Below are 18899 nucleotides of genomic sequence, written 5' to 3' on the forward strand. Positions count from 1 at the left end.
TCGAATGGTCGCCTTACTCGCCCGGTGTGGTCTGGGCGATCTGCATGAGGAACTCGACGTTGGTCCGGGTCTTCTTCAGCCGGTCCAGCAGCAGGTTGAGCGCCTCCTGCGAGTCGAGCGCGTGCAGCACCTTGCGCAGCTTGATGACGATCGCGAGCTCGTCGGGCGCCAGCAGGATCTCTTCCTTGCGGGTGCCGGACGGGTCGATGTCGATCGCCGGGAAGATGCGCCGGTCGGCGATCTTCCGGTCGAGCTTGAGCTCGGCGTTGCCCGTGCCCTTGAACTCCTCGAAGATGACCGTGTCACCGGTCGAGCCGGTCTCCACCAGCGCGGTGGCGATGATCGTCAGCGAGCCGCCGTTCTCGATGTTGCGGGCCGCGCCGAGGAACCGCTTCGGCGGGTAGAGCGCCGTCGAGTCGATACCACCGGACAGGATGCGGCCGCTCGCCGGCGACGCGTTGTTGTATGCGCGGCCGAGCCGGGTGATCGAGTCGAGCAGCACGACGACGTCGTGGCCCAGCTCGACGAGGCGCTTCGCCCGCTCGATCGACAGCTCGGCGACCGTGGCGTGGTCCGTCGGCGGCCGGTCGAACGTCGAGGCGATGACCTCGCCCTTCACCGACCGCTGCATGTCGGTGACCTCTTCGGGCCGCTCGTCGACCAGGACCACCATCAGGTGGCACTCCGGGTTGTTGCGGGTGATCGCGTTGGCGATCGACTGCAGCACCATCGTCTTGCCGGCCTTCGGCGGCGACACGATGAGCGCCCGCTGACCCTTGCCGATCGGCATGACGAGGTCGATGACGCGGGTGGTGAGGATGTGCGGCTCGGTCTCCAGCCGCAGGCGGTCCTGCGGGTAGAGCGGGGTCAGCTTGTAGAACTCGGGGCGGCGCTTGGCCTCCTCCGGGTCCATCCCGTTGACCGTGTCGAGGCGCACGAGCGGGTTGTACTTGTCGCGCCGCTGCTCGCCGTCGCGGGGCTGGCGCACGGCACCGGTCACGGCGTCGCCGCGGCGCAGCCCGTAGCGCTTGACCTGCGACATCGCGACATACACGTCGTTGGAGCCGGACAGGTAGCCGGTGGTCCGCACGAACGCGTAGTTGTCGAGCACGTCGAGGATGCCGGCGACCGGCACCAGCACGTCGTCGTCGCTGACCTGCGGCTCGTTGCCACCGCGGGCGCCCGCGGCGCCGGTCGGCTGCACCTCGCCGTCGCGGTCACGGCCGCGGCGGCGGTCCCGGAAGCGGCTGCGGCGGCCGCGGCGGCCGGTGCCGTCGTCGTCGCCGTCCTCGTCGTTGAAGCTGCCGCGCTGGTTGCGGTCGCCGCCGGCGCGGTCGGTGCGCTCGCCACCGCTGCGGTCGGCGCCGCTGTTGCGGTCAGCGCGCTCGGTGCGGTCGCCGCGGTCGTTGCGCTCGGCCCGCTCGGTGCGCTCGCCGCGCTCGGTCCGCTCACCCCGCTCCGTCCGGTCGCCGCGCTCGGCGCGGTCGGTGCGCTCGCTCCGCTCGGCCCGCTCGGCGCGGTCCGTGCGCTCGGCGCGCTCGGTCCGGTCACCGCGCTCGGCCCGCTCGGTGCGGTCGGCCCGCTCCGTGCGCTCCGTGCGCTCCGTGCGCTCGGCGGCCGTGGCAGAGGCGGCGGCGCGCGAACGGGTGCGAGCCGGGCGCTCGGTGGTCTCGGCAGCCGGCTCGGCGGCCTTCTCCACCGCGGCCGGAGCCTGCTCGGCGGCGGTCGCGGGGGCCTCGGTGGCGGCGGTCGCGCGCGGCTCCGGCGGGCCGGCGGCCCGGGTGGCCCGGCGAGGGGAACGCGTGACGGGTGCCTCGGCCGCGCCCTGGGTGGCGGACGGCCAGTCCTGCTCCGACGGCTCGGCGGCGCGCGCCGCGGCACGCGCCCCGGCACGGACCCGACCGGTGACGGCGGGAGCGGCCTGCTCGGCAGCCGCGGCGGCGGGCGCCGGGCGGGACTCGCCGGACTGACGCTCCTGGATGGCCGTCACCAGCTCACCCTTGCGCATCCGCGCGGTGCCGGAGATGCCCAACGAGGCGGCCAGGCTCTGCAGCTCAGGCAGCAGCATGCCGGACAACCCGGTGCCAGAGCGGCGCCGACGCGTCGCCCCGGTCTCGGCGCCGTCGGTCTCGACCGCGGCGCGGTCACTCGAGACATCCGACGTGACGTCGGTGGTGTCGCTCAATGGATTCCTTCCCTCGTTAGGCCGGGATGCCCGGAGACGAGACACGGTGGCCGGGCGGCCCGGGGGCTCCCACCTCGCTGCCTGGCAGCGGTGCGGGAGGTGTTGCAGCGCTGTGCGGTGAGCCGGGCGCCACCATCTGCGGCCTGACCCAGCCGTGCGCGCGCGATCACTGGAAACGCGGGTTGGCGGCCGGGCGTGCGCAAAGGGGTGCCACGGAAATCGGAGCACGCCGCCCCGCATGAGATCGCCGCACGGAGCGGCTGCTGTAGGACTAGAGAGTAAACAACTCGGCTAGCCAGCGGCAACAGGGTCCCGATCGGCGTGTTCCAGCGTACCCCATACCAGGTCAACACCGACGAGGGCACCCACCAGATCGACATCGAGCGGCAGCACCCGCCAGCCGGGCACCGCGGAGGGCGTCCAGTTGTCGCCGGTCAGCGCCAGGACGCTCGGCCCCGCGCCCGAGATGACGGCCGCGACGCCCTCGGCCCGCAGCGACGCGACCAGGTCCGCACTGCCGGGCATGGACGGCGCCCGATATCCCTGGTGCAGCCGGTCCTCCGTGGCCGCGAACAGGTGCGACGGATCGACGGTGATCGCATGAACGAGCAGCGCGGCCCGTCCGGCGTTGAGCGCGGCGTCGGCGTGCGGCACGGTCGCCGGCAGCGCGGCCCGGGCCACCTCGGTCAGCCCGCGCGACTCCGGCACGAAGACGAACGGCCGGACCGGCGCGGCGGGATCCACCCGTACGGCGGCGGCACCGGCATCCTCGGTCCAGGCGATCGTCACCCCGCCGAGCAGGCACGGCGCCACGTTGTCCGGGTGCCCTTCGAGCTCGGCGGCGATGCGCAGCAGGCCCTGCTCGTCGAGCCGCTCCGCGCCGTCGCTGACCAGCGCCCGGGCGAGGACCACCCCGGCCACGATCGCGGCCGACGACGAGCCCATGCCGCGGGCCTGCGGGATGCGGTTGTTGCAGCGCAGCGCCAGCCCGGCCGGCCGCTCCCCCAGCTCGTCGAACACCCGCCGCATGGCCCGCACGACCAGGTGCGTCTCGTCGCCGGGCAGCTCACCGGCGCCCTCGCCGATCACCTCGACGGTCACCCCGTGGCCGGTCACCCGCGCCTCGACCTCGTCGTGCAGCGACAGGGCCAACCCGAGCGCGTCGAAGCCGGGTCCCAGGTTCGCGCTCGTCGCGGGCACGCGGACGGTGACCGGAGTGGACAGCAGGGCCATACCAATAATGAGATCACGCCCGTCGCGGCACCCCCTAGGGTGGGCCGGTGCCGCCCACATTGTCGATCCTGGTCCGCAACCGCGACTTCCGCCGCCTGTTCACGGCGGACCTGATCGGCCTCGGCGCCGACTGGTTCGTGCAGATCCCGCTGCTCACCCTGCTGCTGCAGCTGACCGGCTCCGGGTTGTGGGGCGCGCTCGTGCTGGCCGCCGACGTCGGCGTGATCGCGCTGCTGCAGCCGTACGCGGGGGTCATCGCCGACCGGTTCGACCGCCGCAGGATCCTCATCGCCGCGGAGATCGCGATGGCCGTCGCCACGCTCGCGCTGCTGCTGGTGCGCACCGCGGCGGCGGCGTGGCTGGCGGTGCTGTTCATCGGCGTCATCGCGGTGGCGAAGGCGTTCTTCGTCCCGGCCGCCTCGGCCGCCCTGCCCAACGTCGTCGACGCCGACGACCTGCCCACCGCCAACGCGCTGTCCGGCGCCGCCTGGGGCACCACGCTCGTCGTCGGCGCGTCGCTGGGCGGCATCGCGTCGGCCGTCGTCGGCCCGTACTGGTGCTTCGCCCTTTCCAGCGCCCTGTGCTTCCTGTCGGCCGTCCAGATCGTCCGCGTCCACCGGCCGCTGCAGGTCACCGTCGCGACGGCGAAGCCGGAGATCGGGGAGGCGCTGCGGTACATCCGCAAACGCCCGCGGGTGGCCTCGCTGGTGACGGTCAAGGCGGCGGCCGGCCTCGGCAACGGCGTGCTGACCACCTTCCCGCTGCTCGCCGCGGCGCACGGGTTCGGCTCGACGGGCGTGGGGCTGCTCTTCGCGGCGCGCGGCCTCGGCGCGCTCGTCGGCCCGTTCGTGCTGCGGCGGGTGCTCAGCCACCCCTCGTGGCTGCTGCCGGGCATGGCGGTGTCGATGTCGCTCTTCGGGCTGATGTACCTCGCCGTCGGCGCCGCACCCTGGTTCGCGCTGGTCCTCGCCTGCGTCACCCTCGCGCACCTGGCCGGCGGCGGCAACTGGACGATGTCCAACTTCGCACTGCAGGCCGAGATCCCCGACGCGCTGCGGGGCCGCATCTTCGCCACCGACGTCATGCTCGCGCTGCTGTCGGTCGCTGCGTCGCAGCTGATCGTCGGCGCGTTCATCGACCGGGTCGATCCTCGCCTGCTCGCCGCCATCTGCGGCGCTGTGACGCTCATCTACGCGGCCGGCTGGACGGTGGTCACCAGGCGGCTCCGCTTTGCGGTATCGTAGTGATATCACTTCGATAGCTGGGAGGCTGTCATGGAGCGACGTGCGTTCCGCGTGTCCGGGTTCCTGATCCTGCTCGTGCTGGTCGCCGCGGTCGGCGCCGCGGCCGCGGTCGACCACACCGGCGTGCTGGTCGCCGTCGCGGCCACGGCCGCCGTGCTGCTCATGACGGGCTTCACCGTCGTCAACCCGAACCAGTCGCGGGTCGTGCAGTTCTTCGGCCGCTACGTCGGCACGATCCGCACCGCCGGCTTCCACTGGACCGTCCCGCTGAGCTCGAAGCGCAGCGTCTCGCTCCGGGTGCGCAACTTCGAGACCGCCCGCCTGAAGGTCTCCGACGCCGACGGCAACCCCGTCGAGATCGCCGCCGTCGTCGTCTGGCGCGTCGTCGACACGTTCAAGGCGTCCTTCGGCGTCGACGACCACATCTCGTACGTCGCCGTCCAGGCCGAGGCAGCCGTCCGGCATCTGGCGACGAGCTACCCGTACGAGACGCACGACGACGGCCGCACCAGCCTCCGCGAGGGCACCGCGGTCAGCGAGGAGCTCACGGTCGAGCTGAGCGAGCGGGCCGCCCTCGCCGGCGTCGAGGTGCTCGAGTCGCGCATCACCCACCTGGCGTACGCCCCGGAGATCGCCCAGGCCATGCTCGCCCGCCAGCAGGCCAGCGCCATCGTCGGCGCCCGCTTCAAAATCGTCGAGGGCGCGGTCGGCATGGTGCAGAGCGCCCTGGACCGCCTGCGCGAGCTGGAGGTCGTCGAGCTGGACGAGGAGCGCAAGGCCCAGATGGTGGCCAACCTGCTCGTCGTCCTCTGCGGCGACCGCAACGTCCAGCCGGTCGTGAACACCGGCTCGCTGTACAGCTGAGGTCCCCGCTCGTGGCCGAACGCAAGAAGCTGCTCCTGCGCCTCGACCCGCAGGTCTACGACGCCGTGGCCCGCTGGGCGTCGGACGATCTGCGCAGCGTCAACGCGCAGATCGAGTTCGCCCTGCGCCTGGCCCTGCGCCAGGCCGGCCGGCCGCCCCGCTCCTCCCCCGCTCCCGGCGACGACACCGACGCCGTTTCCCATGATCCGGAAGAGTCCGTGTAGCCAGGGGTGCACAAGGTCTTCCGGATCATGAGGGAAGTGGACGCGGACGGAGAGGGCCAGGGCCCGGCGCAAGCTGGGCCCCGGCCCGGAGACCGCGGGAGCCACGGTCCGCACCACCGCGGACCTTGGCCATGAAGAAGGATCAGGCGAGGTCGAGGGCCTTCGCGGCGGCGAGGGCGTCGGCGGGGATCGTCGTGGGGGCCGGGGCGGTCGAGATGGCCCACTCGGGGTCCTTCAGGCCGTGGCCGGTGACGGTGCAGACGATCGTCTGGCCCTGCTCGATCAGGCCCTGGGCGCTGGCCTGGAGCAGGCCCGCCACGGAGGCGGCGCTGCCGAGCTCGACGAAGACGCCGACCGAGCGGGCCAGCAGGCGGTAGGCCTGCAGGATGTCGCGGTCGGTGACGGCCTGGATGACGCCGTTGGACTCGTCGCGGGCGTCGACGGCCTTGGTCCAGGAGGCGGGGTTGCCGATGCGGATCGCCGTGGCGATCGTCGACGGCTCGCGGACGACGGCGCCGTTGACGATCGGGGCGGCGCCCGAGGCCTGGAAGCCGAACATGCGCGGGCGGCGGCTGGCGTTGCCCGCCGCGTGGTCCTCCTGGTAGCCCATCCAGTAGGCGCTGATGTTGCCGGCGTTGCCGACGGGCAGGCAGTGGATGTGCGGGGCGTCGCCGAGGCCGGCGACGATCTCGAACGCCGCGGTCTTCTGGCCCTGGAGGCGGTCGGGGTTGACCGAGTTGACCAGGGAGACCGGGAAGTCGAGGGAGAGCTTCGAGGCGAGCGCCAGGCAGTCGTCGAAGTTGCCGGAGACCTGCAGGAGGCGGGCGCCGTGCACGAGGGCCTGGGCGAGCTTGCCGAGGGCGATCTTGCCGGTGGGGACGAGGACGGCGCAGGTGATGCCGGCGCGGGCGGCGTACGCGGCCGCGGACGCCGACGTGTTGCCGGTGGAGGCGCAGATGATCGCCTTCGCACCTTCCTCGACGGCCTTGGAGACCGCCACCGTCATGCCCCGGTCCTTGAAGGAGCCGGTCGGGTTGGCGCCCTCGACCTTGAGGAACACGTCGCAGCCGGTCCGCGACGACAGCTCCGGCGCGGGCAGCAGGGGCGTGTTGCCCTCGTGCAGGGTCACCACCGGAGTCTGTGGTCCGACCGGTAACCGGTCGCGGAACTCTTCGATCAATCCACGCCACATGGCGCTACTCCCCTTCGACACGCAGGACGCTCGCCACGGCGCGAACGATGTCCAGGGCCCGCAGCTCGGCGACGGTGGCCGCGAGGGCGCGGTCCGCGGCGGCGTGCGTGACGATGACCAGCACGGCCTGGTTGCCGCGGCCCGACTGGTTGACGGTCGCGATGCTGACCCCGTGTTTGGCGAAGACGCCCGCGACGGCGGCGAGGACGCCTGCCTTGTCCGCGACGTCCAGCGAGATGTGATACCTGGTGAGCGCGTCGCCGATCGGACGGACCGGAAGGTCGGCATACGCGCTTTCGGAGGCGGCGTGGGTGCCGGCGAGCCGGTTGCGCGACACGGCCACCAGATCGCCGAGGACGGCGCTCGCGGTGGGCGCGCCGCCGGCGCCGCGGCCGTAGAACATGAGCTGGCCGGCGGCCTCGGCCTCGACGAAGACGGCGTTGAACGCGTCGCCGACGCCGGCGAGGGGGTGGGTCCGCGGGATCATCGCCGGGTGGACGCGCACGGAGACGGCGTCGTCGAGCTTGGTGGCGATGCACAGCAGCTTGATCGTGCAGCCCATCGCCTTCGCGCTGGCCATGTCGGCGGCGGTGACCTCGGTGATGCCCTCGCGGTGCACGTCGGCGGCGGTGACCCGGGTGTGGAACGCCATCGACGCGAGGATCGCGGCCTTCGCGGCGGCGTCGAAGCCTTCGACGTCGGCGGTCGGGTCGGCCTCGGCGTACCCGAGCGCGGTCGCCTCCTCGAGGGCCTCGGCGAAGCCGGCACCGGTGCTGTCCATGGAGGACAGGATGAAGTTGGTGGTGCCGTTGACGATGCCGGTGACGCGGGTGATGCGGTCGCCGTGCAGCGAGTCGCGCAGCGGGCGCAGCAGCGGGATCGCGCCGGCGACGGACGCCTCGTAGTACAGGTCGGTGCCGGCCTCGGCGGCCGCCTTGTGCAGGGTCGCACCGTCCTCGCCGAGCAGCGCCTTGTTGGCCGTCACGACGCTCTTGCCGCCGTGCAGCGCCTCCAGCAGCCACGTGCGGGCCGGCTCGATGCCGCCGACGACCTCGACGACCACGTCGACGTCGTCGCGCTTCACCAGGCCGAGCGCGTCGGTGGTGAACAGCGACGGGTCGATCGGCAGGTCGCGGGCCCGGCCGGCGCGCCGCACGGCGACCCCGACGAGCTCCAGCGGCGCGCCGATGCGGGCCGTCAGGTCCCGCTCGTGCTCGTGGAGGAGCCGGACGACCTCCGCGCCGACCGTCCCGCAGCCAAGCAGCGCCACCTTCACACTCATGGTCACCCCACGTCCAAGTTGAGCAGGTCGTCCTCGGTCTCCCGGCGGACGATCACCCGCGATTCCCCGTCAACCACCGCCACGACCGGTGGACGGGGGACGTGGTTGTAGTTGCTCGCCATGCTGCGGCAATAGGCCCCTGTGCCCGGCACCGCAAGAAGATCTCCGGCCTGAACGTCTGCCGGCAGGAACTCATCCTTCACGATGATGTCCCCGGCCTCGCAATGTTTTCCCACCACGCGGGCGAGAATCGGCGGTTCGGCGGAGGACCGGCCCGCCACGGTCGCGGAGTATGCCGCGTCGTAGAGCGCCGTGCGGATGTTGTCGCTCATGCCGCCGTCGACGCTCACGTACGCGCGGATCCCGTCGACGTCCTTGACCGTGCCGACCTCGTAGAGGGTGAACATCGCCGGTCCGACGATCGCCCGGCCCGGCTCGATCGACAGGTGGGGCACGCTGAGGTGCAGCGCCGCGCACTCCTGCTTGACGATGCGCATCAGGTTCGCCGCGAGGTCGGCGGGCTCCGCCGGCGTGTCCTGGGTGGTGTACGCGATGCCGAACCCACCGCCGAGGTCCAGCTCGGGCAGCTCGACGCCGTGCTGCTCGTTGATCTGCGCCTGCAGCGACAGCAGCCGCCGGGCGGCGACCTCGAACCCCGACGTGTCGAAGATCTGCGAGCCGATGTGCGAGTGCAGGCCGCGCAGGTCGAGGCTGTCCTCGGCAAGGATCTTGTCGACGGCGCCGGCGGCGGCGCCGCCGGACAGCGAGAAGCCGAACTTCTGGTCCTCGTGCGCCGTGGCGATGTACTCGTGGGTGTGGGCCTCGACGCCGACGGTGACCCGGACCATGACCTTCGGCCGGGTGCCCGTGCGCTTGGCGATGGCGCTCAGACGCTCGATCTCGTCGAACGAGTCGACGATGATCCGGCCCACCCCGGCCTCGACGGCCCTGGTCAGCTCGGCGACGGACTTGTTGTTGCCGTGCAGGCCGATGCGCTCCGGCGGCATGCCGCCCCTGAGCGCCACCGCGAGCTCGCCGCCGGTGCAGACGTCGAGCGAGAGGCCCTCCTCGACAAGGATCCGGACGATGTGGGTGGCGATGAACGCCTTGCCGGCATAGAAGACCTCGGCGCCGCCGAAGGCCTCCTTGAACTTCCGGCAGCGTTCGCGGAAGTCGGCCTCGTCGAAGATGTACGCGGGGGTGCCGTGCTCGTCGGCGATCTTTCGGATATCTACCGATCCGACCTCGATCGCGCCGTCCTGCGTGCGCTTGACCGTTTTCGGCCACAACTGCGGGACGAGGGCGTTGACGTCGTCGGGGGTGCGCAGCCAGGACGGGCCGCTGAAGCCCAGTTCCCCGTGCAGCGCTCCGGCTTCATGTGCGCGCATTGGCTTACATCCGTTCCGGTGCAGAGACGCCGAGCAGGTCGAGCCCGTTGACGATGACCTGACGCGTCGCGTCGTTGAGCCACAACCGGGCCCGGTTGGTCTCGGAGATCGGCTCGTCGCCCTGCGGCAGCACCCGGCAGTTGTCGTAGAAGCGGTGGTAGGCGCCCGCGAGCTCCTCCAAATAGCGTGCCACGCGGTGCGGCTCCCGCAGCTCGGCCGCGGTCGCGACCACGGCCGGGAAGTCGCCGAGCGCCTTGAGCAGGTCGAGCTCCTTCTCGTGCACGAGCAGCGCCGGGTCGTACGTGTCGGTCCGGTGCAGCCCGAGGTCGGCGGCGTTCCGGGCGACGGAGGCGGTGCGGGCGCCGACGTACTGGACGTAGAAGACCGGGTTGTCGTTCTTCTGCCGCGTGATGACCTCGATGTCCAAGGTCAGCGGCGAGTCGGTCGAGGAGCGCGCGAGGGAGTACCGCGCGGCGTCGACGCCCACGACCTCGATCAGCTCGTCGAGCGTGATCAGCGTCCCGGCGCGCTTGCTCAGGCGCACCGGCTCACCGCCGCGCAGCAGGCTGACCAGCTGGCCGATCAGCACCTCGATGTTGCGCTCCGGGTCGTCGCCGGCGCACGCCGCGATCGCCTTGAGCCGCCCGATGTACCCGTGGTGGTCCGCGCCCAGCATGTAGATGCAGCGGTCGAAGCCCCGCTCGCGCTTGTTGATGTAGTACGCGGCGTCGGCGGCGAAGTAGGTCTTCTCGCCGTTGGACCGGATGAGCACCCGGTCCTTGTCGTCGCCGAAGTCCGTGGTGCGCAGCCAGATCGCGCCGTCGGCCTCGAAGATGTGCCCCTGCTTGCGCAGCTCGTCGAGGGCGTGCTCGACCGCGCCGCCGTCGTGCAGGGTCTTCTCGGAGAACCAGACGTCGAAGTGCACGCCGAAGCGCTCCAGGCTGTCCTGCATCTCCTTGAGCATCGCCGTGTAGCCCTCCTGCTGGAAGGCTGCGGCCTGCTCCGCCTGGTCCTTGTCGAGGATGTCCGGATTTTCCCGGACGATTTGCCGTGCGATGTCCTGAATGTACTCGCCGGGGTAGCCGTCGGGCGGCGTCGGCTGGCCGTTGGCCGCGGCCTGCACCGACTCGCCGAACCTGGCCATCTGCACGCCCGCGTCGTTGATGTAGTGCTCGCGGGTCACGTCCGCGCCGGCCGCGGACAGGATCCTGCCGAGCGCGTCGCCGACCGCGGCCCAGCGGGTGTGGCCCAGGTGGACCGGCCCGGTGGGGTTCGCCGACACGAACTCGAGATTGATCTTCTCCTTCGTGAGGGTCTCGCTTCGCCCGTACGAGCGGCCCGCCTCCACCACGATCCGCGCCAGCTCACCGGCGGCGGCCGCCGACAACCGGATATTGAGAAAACCCGGTCCGGCGATCTCCACGGCATCGATCCCGGGAGTTTCCTGCAAGTTTTTCGCGACGGCGGCGGCCAGGTCGCGCGGGCTCAGCCCGACCTTCTTGCCCAACTGCAGGGCGATATTCGACGCATAGTCACCATGCTCCGGGTTTCGCGGTCGCTCCACGCTGGTCGTCGCAGGAAGAACGGACGCGTCGAGGTCACGCTCGGTAAGCGCCGCCCGGGCGGCTTCGAGGACTGCTACGGCGAGTTCAGCGGGAGTCACCGACAAATGCTATCGGGGGTAGACTCCGGTACTTGGCGGAGGCCCGTTCTGCTGGTCACAATGCGGGACGGCCGCTCCGGCGGTATTGACCGACCGCGCGTCCCGCCCGACCCCCGACCGTTGACCAGACGAGGCCCGATGAGCGAGCACCACGCTGAGCGTTGCGAGGCGACGACATGAGCATGAGCACCCAGCACGGCGGCGGCAACCGCAAGCCGTCGACCAGGCCCGTTGCCGGCGCCAAGCCGAAGCAGGGCGGCGACGAGGCCATCGAGGACGACCTCGACGAGGCGGCCGCCGCCGCTTCGGAGGAGGACGCGCCGGTCTCGCTCGGCAAGGAGTCGACCACGACGTCGGCTTCCGGCAAGCAGAAGGCGAGCCCACGCAAGTCCGCCCCGCCGCGCAAGACGGCCCCCACCGGCAAGCGCCCGGTGGCCAAGAAGGTCGCCCCGGTGAAGGTGAAGCAGGGTGCCGCCTGGGGCCCGATCATCCTCTTCTCCGTGGTCGGCCTGCTGGCCCTCGGCATCGTGGGCTTCGCCGTCTACCAGGTCAATGAGAACGGGCTGACCGTCCGCGAGCGCGCCGACCGGATCGACGGCATCAAGGACTACTTCAAGATCAACAAAGAGTACACCGAGCAGCGGAACCACGTGTGGGGCCCGCAGAAGTACGACCTGTCGATCGCGAACCCCCCGGTCTCCGGCAACCACAACCAGAACTGGCAGCGCTGCCTCGGCGACGTCTACGCGGCGCCGATCGCCACTGAGCACGCCCTGCACGCCCTGGAGCACGGCGCCGTCTGGATCACGTACCAGCCGAACCTGCCGGCCGACCAGGTCGAGGCCCTGGCCAAGAAGGTCAAGGGCAAGGACTACCTGCTCATGAGCCCCTACGAGGGCCAGGCCAAGCCGATCTCCCTGCAGGCGTGGGGCTTCCAGCTCCAGGTCGACAAGGCCAGCGACGGCCGCATCGACGAGTTCATCAAGGCCCTGCGGCAGAACGCCAGCCTCGAGCCCGGCACCCCGTGCTCCCAGGGCGACATCATCACCGAAACCGGCACGACCCCGCGCGACCTGGGCAAGGACGGCGGCGGCACCGGAATGACCTCGGGCGGCTGACCTGTTCGCACAACTCACGGCCCGAGCACGCCTGACCCTGGGCGTGCTCGGCGCCGTCCTCCTCCTCGTCGTGGGCGTCAGCGTCGGGTTCCTCATCCCGACGCTGCGCGCCCCCGGCGACGACTCCGTGGACGCCGGCTTCGCCCGCGACATGAGCCTCCACCACACCCAGGCCGTCGAGATGGCGATGTTCGCCTACCGCCTCGGCTCCACCGACGACATCCGCACCCTCGGCTACGACATGGCCCTCAGCCAGCAGTGGCAGATCGGCCAGATGCAGACCTGGCTCAACGAGTGGCACCTGTCCACCAACAGCGACAAGGCCCCCATGGCCTGGATGCCCGACGGCAAGAACGCCCTCCAGCCGGACGGCCGCATGCCCGGCATGGCCTCCGACGACGAGCTCAAGAAGCTCAAGTCCTCCACCGGCAAGGACTTCGACACCCTCTGGTGCCAGCTCATGCTCCGCCACCACCTGGGCGGCATCCACATGTCGGAAACCGCCGCCAAGAAGGCCTCCACCACCGAGGTCCGCGACGCCGCCGAGAAGATCCGCGTCTCTCAGCAGTACGACATCACCGCCCTCACCGAAAAACTCCAAGACCTGGGAGCGCAACCCCTCCCCTCCTGACTCAGGAGCCACAGGCGGTCTGTTATCCTTTGCGAGGCCGCAAGGCCCCCGTAGCTCAGGGGATAGAGCACCGCCCTCCGGAGGCGGGGGCGCAGGTTCGAATCCTGCCGGGGGCACACAGCGCAAAAGCGCGAGTGACCAGCCAAGAAACGAAGCCCTTGACCAGCAGTTCTGCGGTCAAGGGCTTCGCTCATATGTCCGGCTGTCACCGGCTAATTCCGCCATGATCGACGGTCCGCCCCAATACGCCCCCAAGGGCCAGGGGCAGGGACCTACGCCGGAGGCAGGCGAATCCACTGGTCATCGGGTACTACGGCGGCCTGTGTCTGACCTGGAGCACCTACCCTGGTTCGACCCGACCCATCCGCCCTGACGAACGCCCCGGTGTCAGCGGCTTCACCGATCAGAATTCCTCCGCCACGTCGTCGGTTCTGGTAGCCCTCTCGCACCGCACCGGTGGAAGGATTGGTGACCATGACCGACGCTAGACCGCTGGGCGCTGACGAGGCCTCGTTCATCGCAGTGGCTCGCTCAGGCGATACGGCGCGGTTCGCGCTCATCACGGAGCGCCACCGGCGTGAGCTGCAGGTGCACTGCTACCGGATGCTTGCGAACTACGAGGACGCCCAGGACATGACGCAGGAGACGTTCCTGCGAGCGTGGAACAAGCGGGAGTCGTTCAAGGGCCACGCTGCGCTGCGGACCTGGCTGTACCGGATCGCGACGAACGTCTGCCTTGACTTCCTGGAGAAGCGTAACGATCGCACGCCCGTGCCGTCCGGGCTGGCGGACGTCGGCTCCGAGGTGCTGTACCTGCAGCCGTACCCCGACCGGATGCTCCCCGAGGACCCGCAGGAATCGGTGGTGGCGCGGGAGACGATCGAGCTGGCGTTCATCGTCGCCGTCCAGCACCTGCCGCCGCGGCAGCGGGCGGTGTTCATTCTGCGCGACGTCGTCGGCTGGCCGGCGTCGAAGGCCGCCGACGCCCTCGATCTGACCATCGCATCGGTGACCAGCGCGCTGCAGCGGGCGCGCGTGACGATGCGCGAGCAGCTGCCCGACCGCCGCCTCGACTGGCGGAGCCCCGCCGCCCACGAGCTGTCGAATGACGAGCGCGGCGTGGTGAAGTCGTACATCGACGCCCATGAGCGCAACGATCTCGACGGGCTGATGTCCCTGCTGCGCGACGACCTGCGCTTCGTGATGCTGCCCGAGGCGGGCACCTCGGTCGTCACGGCCAAGGACGCGGTGGACGGCTGGGTCTCCGGTGGGCTCTTCCAGCCCGGCCACGACGACTGGCGCTGCATCGCCACGACGGTCAACCGCATGCCCGCCGCCGCGCTGTACCTCCGCACCCCTGACGACCCGGAGTACCGGCTGTTCGCCATCGCGGTCCTGCACGTCGTCAACGGGAAGATCGCCGAGCTTACCGGATTCGACGCCACCGACAAACCATGGCTGGACCTGCCCCCGACACTGTGATCAGACAAGTCCCCGCCGGCGTTGCCGGCGGGGCATCTCGATGCCCGACGAACCCGGCCTCACGAGCCGAGCAACTGGCCCGTGCTCATCGCCTCGTCTCGTATCGGGTCAGCAGGACGCCGCCGGGAAATGTCCGCGTCTCCACGAGATTCAGGTTCACCCAGCTGTCCAGCGCGGTGAAGAACGGCGTGCCGCCGCCCACCAGGACCGGCACGGTGACCAGCATGTACTCGTCGATCAGCCCGGCCCGCATGGCCGCCCCGGCAAGCGTCGCGCCGCCGATGTCCATCGGGCCGGCGTCCTCTGTCTTGAGCCGGGTGATCTCGGTGACCGCGTCGCCAGTGACCAGGCGGGTGTTCCAGTCGACCGTGCTGGTCGTCGAGGAGAACACCACCTTCGGCATGTCCCGCCAGCGGCGGGCGTACTCGATTTCCGCCTGTGTGGCGCCGGGCCGCTGGTCGGCGGTCGGCCAGTGGGAACTCATCGCCTCCCACAGCTTGCGCCCATACAGCGCCAGGCCCGTCGCCCCCACCCGGTCGGACCACCACTGGAACAGCTCGTCGCTCGGCGACGAGTCCGGTCCCTCACCGCCACTCCAGCCGAGGTCGTCGCCGGGCGCGGCGATGTAGCCGTCCAGGGTCACATTCATGCCGAAGGTCAGTTTCCGCATCATGCCAGCCTCTCGAAAGTCGATCTTCTACATACAGACGGGCGCTGCGCGAAAACCTCATCGGTGCGCGCTGCTGCCAGACACAAGGTCACCGCGCAGACATGGCCAGCCAACCGCATCGGAGTTCGGGTCGGCTCGGGGATGACCGGTTTTTGTATCGGCGAGTGACCTGTCACGCCGAGGGGAGTGCGTGGTCCGCTTGAGGTTCGATGGACTTCGAGGAGGATCGATGACGGTCAGGGTTCGGTGGCTGGGGCGGGTGGTGCTTGCTGGGTTGTGTTCCTTGCTTGTCGTGGGGGCTGTGCCCTCGGCCGCGCAGGCCGCGCTGGCGCTGACTCCAGATGTTCCCAACAACACCTTCAGCCCGTGGACGTGGAGCTTCAACGTGACGGTGCCGCGGTGGAATGTGGTCTTTGTGCATCCGTACCAAGGGGGTGACGAGGACCTGAGCATCACGCGGGCCGGGGTGCGGCTGGCGCAGACGGGGTCGACGCAGGTCAGTGAACAGGCCGGCGCCCGGATGGACTTCATCGCGCTCAACAACCATTACCTGCCGCTGGGTGCGTACACCGCCAACACGACGACCTACAGCGGCAGTCCGGCGTACCAGATCATTTTCCGGCAGTCGGCGGGGACCATCACGCCGCATCCGTTCAATTCGCCGGCGCGGTTCGTCGCGGCGAGCACGAATGCCAAGGGGTACGCGATGCTCGGCACGATCTACGACCTGCAGACGCAGATCGGGCAGGACCTCATCATCTCGGCCGACACGCCGGGTGGGGTGTTCCTGGTCGCGGACTACGCCACCATGCCGATTCCGACTCCCGTGCCGCCGGTCTGCTGCGTGAGGATCTCGGCGATCTCGCGGTGGCTGTCGCTGGAGTTCCTGAAGGACACCGAGCGCTGCATCCGGGTCAGCGGTGACGGTTCGCTGCGGGGGCTGGTGGTGCTGTTCCGCGACGGGCCCGGTGACGCGGCGCCGCCGACCCGGCGCTTCAACGTCGAGTACGCCACGACGGCGCAGGCGGAGTCGCGCGGCTGCCGGTGGGCGACGATGCAGGAGTGACCGGTGAAAAGGAACCGCCCGGCCCCCCTTCCACCGGGGGTGCCGGGCGGTTTTGGTGCTGTGTGGGCTAGGCCGAGATGTCGATGAACGAGGCCCAGCTGTTGTTGTACTCCGCGAAGTTCGCGTGGTTGTCCGCGGAGCGGGTGTAGACCTGCGTCGAACGGTTCGACACGTTGAACAGCACCGAAGGCGCGGAGACAGCTGCGCCGCCGATGTTGTTCCAGCCGGACCAGCCCTTGTAGTAGTACACGTACTGGGTCTGGCCACCAGCGGTCGCGGCGTACGCCTCGGTCGTGCCGTAGCGCGGGTTGTAGATCACGCCCGGGTCGCTGGCGAGGCTGCCCTTGAGGTCGATCCAGTCCGCCCAACCGTTGTAGTAGTACCGGTAGGCGAGCGTGTTGGTCGACGTGCGGGTGTAGACCTCGGTGGTGCCGTAGGTCGGGTTGTAGATGACGCCCGGGTTCCCGGAGACGTTCCCTTCGAGGCTGACCCAGCCGGACCAGCCGTTGTTGTAGTACTTGTACTTCAGCTTGTTGTCCGTGGTACGGACGTACACCTCAGTCGTGCCGTACTTCGGGTTGTACAGCAACGCCGGGTCACTGGCGATCTGACCACCGAGGTCGGACCACCCGGACCAGCCGTTGGCGTAGTACTTGTACTTCAGCGTCCCGTCAGCGAACCGGGCATAGATCTCCGTCGTGCCGTACTTCGGGTTGTACAAGATGGACGGGTTACCCGCCAGCTCGCCCCCGAGGTCGTTCCACCCGGACCAACCGTTGGAGTAGTAACGGTAGGCAAGGTGGTTGTTCGCCAGACGCGCGTACACCTCAGTGGTGCCGTACGTCGGGTTGTACAGCACAGCCGGGTCACCCTGCGTGTCGCCACCCAGGTCAGACCAGTCCGACCATTCACTGCCGGCCCGGTACGCGTACACGATCTTGTTGTCGGTCGTGCGCCCGTACACCTCGGTCGTGCCGAAACGCTGGTTGTTGATGCCAACGGGCTTCGACGCGATCCTCGGCGGGTCGTTCTGACGGATGTACAGCAACCGGTTCGCCGTGCTGCTCGCAGCGTAGGGCGGGTAGTTGCCGTACATGTCCAGGGCACCGTTCGTGGCGCTCTGGATGAGCGCCTGACGCACCTGCGACGGGGTGTAGTCCGGATGTGCCTGCAGGATCAGGGCAGCCGCGCCGGCGACGTGCGGAGACGCCATCGACGTGCCGCCGATCGTGTTCGTGGAGCTCGGCGCGTAGATCCAGGCCGACGTGATGTCGTAGCCCGGCGCGAAGATGTCCACGCACGGTCCGTAGTTCGACCAGACGATCGGGTACTCGCGCCCGTTACCGGAATACACGAACGAACCGCCGACCGTCAGCGCCGCCGGAACCCGCGACGGCGAGTAGTTGCAGGCGTTGAGCGGGTTGCCTTCGTCGTCGCCGTTACCGGCGGCGACCGCGTAGGTCAGCCCGGACGCGATCGACCGGGCGACGGCCTCGTCCTGCGTCGCAACGATGCCCGAGGCACCGATGCTCATGTTGACCACGGCGGGCTTGACCGCGTTCGCGGTGACCCACTCGACGCCGTTGAGGACCTCGGAGTTGAAGCCGTAGCCGTAGCAGTCCAGCACGCGAACCGCGACGATCTTCACCTGCTTGGCCACACCGTACGTGGTGCCGCCGAGCGTGCCGGCCACGTGCGTGCCGTGCCCGTCACAGTCTGAGGCGTTGTCCGGCGCGTCGTGCTCGGGCGTGTTCGCCGGCGTGTTCGCGATCTTCCTTACCGCCCGGTCGACGAAGTTCCTGCCCCACGAAGCCCGGCCGCCGAACTCGTCGTGCTCCTTGTACAGGCCCGTGTCGATCACGTACGCCGTCACCGACGACGCCGTGTTCGGGTAGGTGTACTGGTAGTTCCTCGCCAGGCCGCGGCTGTCGATCCGGTCGAGGTTCCAGACCGGGTTGTTCTGGGTGTCCGCCTTGTGCAGCAGCACGTCGCGCGAGACGGACGCCACCGACGGGTCTGCCGCCAGACGCGCGGCCTGGTCCTCGGAGAGACCGCTGACCGCGTAGCCCTTCAGCGTGACGCTGTACTCGCTGGTGACCTTGCCGCCGTGGCGCGACGACAGCGCCTTGGCCAAGCTGGAGACGTTGGCCTTCGCCTGGGACGTGTTCAGACCACTGAAGGCGTTGCCCTTCAGCTGAACGATGTAGCCACCGGCCAGGCTCTGGTTCGCGTCGCCGAGAACCTCGCCCCGCGGAGGATTGACCACCTCCGCCGATGCCGGCGTGCCCGAGACGAGCACCACGCCCGCGGCGGCGAGCGTCGAGACGCCCACCATCGCCCAGCGCCGCGGCCGGCTTACGAGCCGTCCATACGCAGCCCTTTCCTTGCCCTTTGTGTTGATGGTTATTCCCTCCCCATGAGGATCACCCGGCGGACATCGACGGTTCACGCCAGAAGGGTGATCGGAATATGGAGAGACTAAGTGGACGACCCCGTTCTCGGCCACCCCGTTCGGGTGTTCATGTCGTGAAGATCGGACGAAGGGACTAGCCGTGTGTTAGCCAGGCGGCGAGGATCCCCGGCGGTTTGATCCTGACCGTATGCTTCGCCCGACGTCCGGCCTAGGAGCGCAGCATGTCCGATCCATCCCACTCCCT

General features: G+C 69.9%; 15 protein-coding genes and 1 tRNA gene. 8 read left to right on the forward strand and 8 right to left on the reverse strand.

From position 1 onward, the window contains the following. Nucleotides 1-13 precede the first annotated feature (13 nt). Complete coding sequence (gene rho / locus ABD332_RS44445) at nucleotides 14-2185, reverse strand: transcription termination factor Rho (protein WP_344510340.1); 2172 nt, start codon at nucleotides 2183-2185, stop codon at nucleotides 14-16. Nucleotides 2186-2476: 291 nt separating this feature from the next. Continuing rightward, nucleotides 2477-3424: a homoserine kinase gene (gene thrB, locus ABD332_RS44450; RefSeq protein ID WP_425552390.1), complete on the reverse strand. Its 948-nt coding sequence runs from the start codon at nucleotides 3422-3424 to the stop codon at nucleotides 2477-2479. A gap of 41 nt (nucleotides 3425-3465) precedes the next feature. Between thrB and ABD332_RS44455 the strand changes: the two genes are divergently transcribed. The 3 genes from ABD332_RS44455 to ABD332_RS44465 are packed head-to-tail and all read left to right on the forward strand — an operon-like array spanning nucleotide 3466 to nucleotide 5750. Further along, nucleotides 3466-4662, forward strand: coding sequence for an MFS transporter (locus ABD332_RS44455; RefSeq protein WP_344510344.1), 1197 nt, complete (start codon nucleotides 3466-3468; stop codon nucleotides 4660-4662). 30 nt (nucleotides 4663-4692) lie between these two features. Continuing rightward, a complete protein-coding gene (locus ABD332_RS44460; RefSeq protein ID WP_344510346.1) occupies nucleotides 4693-5526 on the forward strand; it encodes an SPFH domain-containing protein in 834 nt (277 codons plus the stop codon). Nucleotides 5527-5537: 11 nt separating this feature from the next. Beyond that, a complete protein-coding gene (locus ABD332_RS44465) occupies nucleotides 5538-5750 on the forward strand; it encodes a type II toxin-antitoxin system antitoxin (RefSeq protein WP_344510348.1) in 213 nt (70 codons plus the stop codon). A gap of 142 nt (nucleotides 5751-5892) precedes the next feature. Here the strand turns inward: ABD332_RS44465 and thrC are convergent, their stop codons facing one another. From thrC to argS, 4 genes are read right to left on the reverse strand one after another with little or no spacing between them, the layout of a single operon-like run. Next, on the reverse strand, nucleotides 5893-6942 hold the full coding sequence (gene thrC, locus ABD332_RS44470; protein ID WP_344510350.1) for a threonine synthase: 1050 nt from the start codon (nucleotides 6940-6942) through the stop codon (nucleotides 5893-5895). Nucleotides 6943-6946: 4 nt separating this feature from the next. After that, nucleotides 6947-8218 (reverse strand): homoserine dehydrogenase, encoded by a 1272-nt coding sequence (locus tag ABD332_RS44475; protein ID WP_344510461.1) that lies wholly within the window; start codon nucleotides 8216-8218, stop codon nucleotides 6947-6949. Between the two features lie 8 nt (nucleotides 8219-8226). Further along, a complete protein-coding gene (gene lysA, locus ABD332_RS44480; protein WP_344510352.1) occupies nucleotides 8227-9612 on the reverse strand; it encodes a diaminopimelate decarboxylase in 1386 nt (461 codons plus the stop codon). A gap of 4 nt (nucleotides 9613-9616) precedes the next feature. Then, on the reverse strand, nucleotides 9617-11275 hold the full coding sequence (gene argS / locus ABD332_RS44485; protein WP_344510354.1) for an arginine--tRNA ligase: 1659 nt from the start codon (nucleotides 11273-11275) through the stop codon (nucleotides 9617-9619). Nucleotides 11276-11451: 176 nt separating this feature from the next. Here argS and ABD332_RS44490 point away from each other — a divergent pair, with 176 nt between their 5' ends. From ABD332_RS44490 to ABD332_RS44505, 4 genes are all read left to right on the forward strand, one after another. Beyond that, the gene (locus ABD332_RS44490; protein ID WP_344510356.1) at nucleotides 11452-12393 is read left to right on the forward strand and encodes a thioredoxin-like domain-containing protein; all 942 of its coding nucleotides are present in this window, start codon (nucleotides 11452-11454) and stop codon (nucleotides 12391-12393) included. Nucleotides 12394-12436: 43 nt separating this feature from the next. After that, nucleotides 12437-13024, forward strand: coding sequence for a DUF305 domain-containing protein (locus ABD332_RS44495; protein WP_344510358.1), 588 nt, complete (start codon nucleotides 12437-12439; stop codon nucleotides 13022-13024). A 44-nt stretch (nucleotides 13025-13068) separates the two neighbouring features. Continuing rightward, nucleotides 13069-13140 (forward strand) — tRNA-Arg (locus tag ABD332_RS44500). A gap of 358 nt (nucleotides 13141-13498) precedes the next feature. Next, on the forward strand, nucleotides 13499-14506 hold the full coding sequence (locus tag ABD332_RS44505; RefSeq protein WP_344510360.1) for an RNA polymerase subunit sigma-70: 1008 nt from the start codon (nucleotides 13499-13501) through the stop codon (nucleotides 14504-14506). 85 nt (nucleotides 14507-14591) lie between these two features. Here ABD332_RS44505 and ABD332_RS44510 read toward each other — a convergent pair whose 3' ends face one another. Next, nucleotides 14592-15179: a dihydrofolate reductase family protein gene (locus ABD332_RS44510; protein ID WP_344510362.1), complete on the reverse strand. Its 588-nt coding sequence runs from the start codon at nucleotides 15177-15179 to the stop codon at nucleotides 14592-14594. 289 nt (nucleotides 15180-15468) lie between these two features. On the opposite strand from ABD332_RS44510, the gene ABD332_RS44515 reads away from it, so the two are divergent. Beyond that, complete coding sequence (locus tag ABD332_RS44515) at nucleotides 15469-16242, forward strand: hypothetical protein (RefSeq protein ID WP_344510364.1); 774 nt, start codon at nucleotides 15469-15471, stop codon at nucleotides 16240-16242. Between the two features lie 67 nt (nucleotides 16243-16309). Here ABD332_RS44515 and ABD332_RS44520 read toward each other — a convergent pair whose 3' ends face one another. Further along, on the reverse strand, nucleotides 16310-18577 hold the full coding sequence (locus tag ABD332_RS44520; RefSeq protein ID WP_344510366.1) for a DUF8189 domain-containing protein: 2268 nt from the start codon (nucleotides 18575-18577) through the stop codon (nucleotides 16310-16312). Nucleotides 18578-18899 lie beyond the last annotated feature (322 nt).

This window comes from Dactylosporangium maewongense, assembly GCF_039531485.1.
Taxonomy (GTDB): domain Bacteria; phylum Actinomycetota; class Actinomycetes; order Mycobacteriales; family Micromonosporaceae; genus Dactylosporangium; species Dactylosporangium maewongense.

What these genes read in the sequence shown, in the direction of transcription:
- ABD332_RS44460 (WP_344510346.1), top strand. Translation starts at nt 4,693, where the DNA reads ATGGAGCGACGTGCGTTCCGCGTGTCCGGGTTCCTGATCCTGCTCGTG.
- thrC (WP_344510350.1), bottom strand. Translation starts at nt 6,942, where the DNA reads ATGTGGCGTGGATTGATCGAAGAGTTCCGCGACCGGTTACCGGTCGGA.
- lysA (WP_344510352.1), bottom strand. Translation starts at nt 9,612, where the DNA reads ATGCGCGCACATGAAGCCGGAGCGCTGCACGGGGAACTGGGCTTCAGC.
- ABD332_RS44490 (WP_344510356.1), top strand. Translation starts at nt 11,452, where the DNA reads ATGAGCATGAGCACCCAGCACGGCGGCGGCAACCGCAAGCCGTCGACC.
- ABD332_RS44505 (WP_344510360.1), top strand. Translation starts at nt 13,499, where the DNA reads ATGACCGACGCTAGACCGCTGGGCGCTGACGAGGCCTCGTTCATCGCA.
- ABD332_RS44510 (WP_344510362.1), bottom strand. Translation starts at nt 15,179, where the DNA reads ATGATGCGGAAACTGACCTTCGGCATGAATGTGACCCTGGACGGCTAC.
- ABD332_RS44520 (WP_344510366.1), bottom strand. Translation starts at nt 18,577, where the DNA reads ATGGTGGGCGTCTCGACGCTCGCCGCCGCGGGCGTGGTGCTCGTCTCG.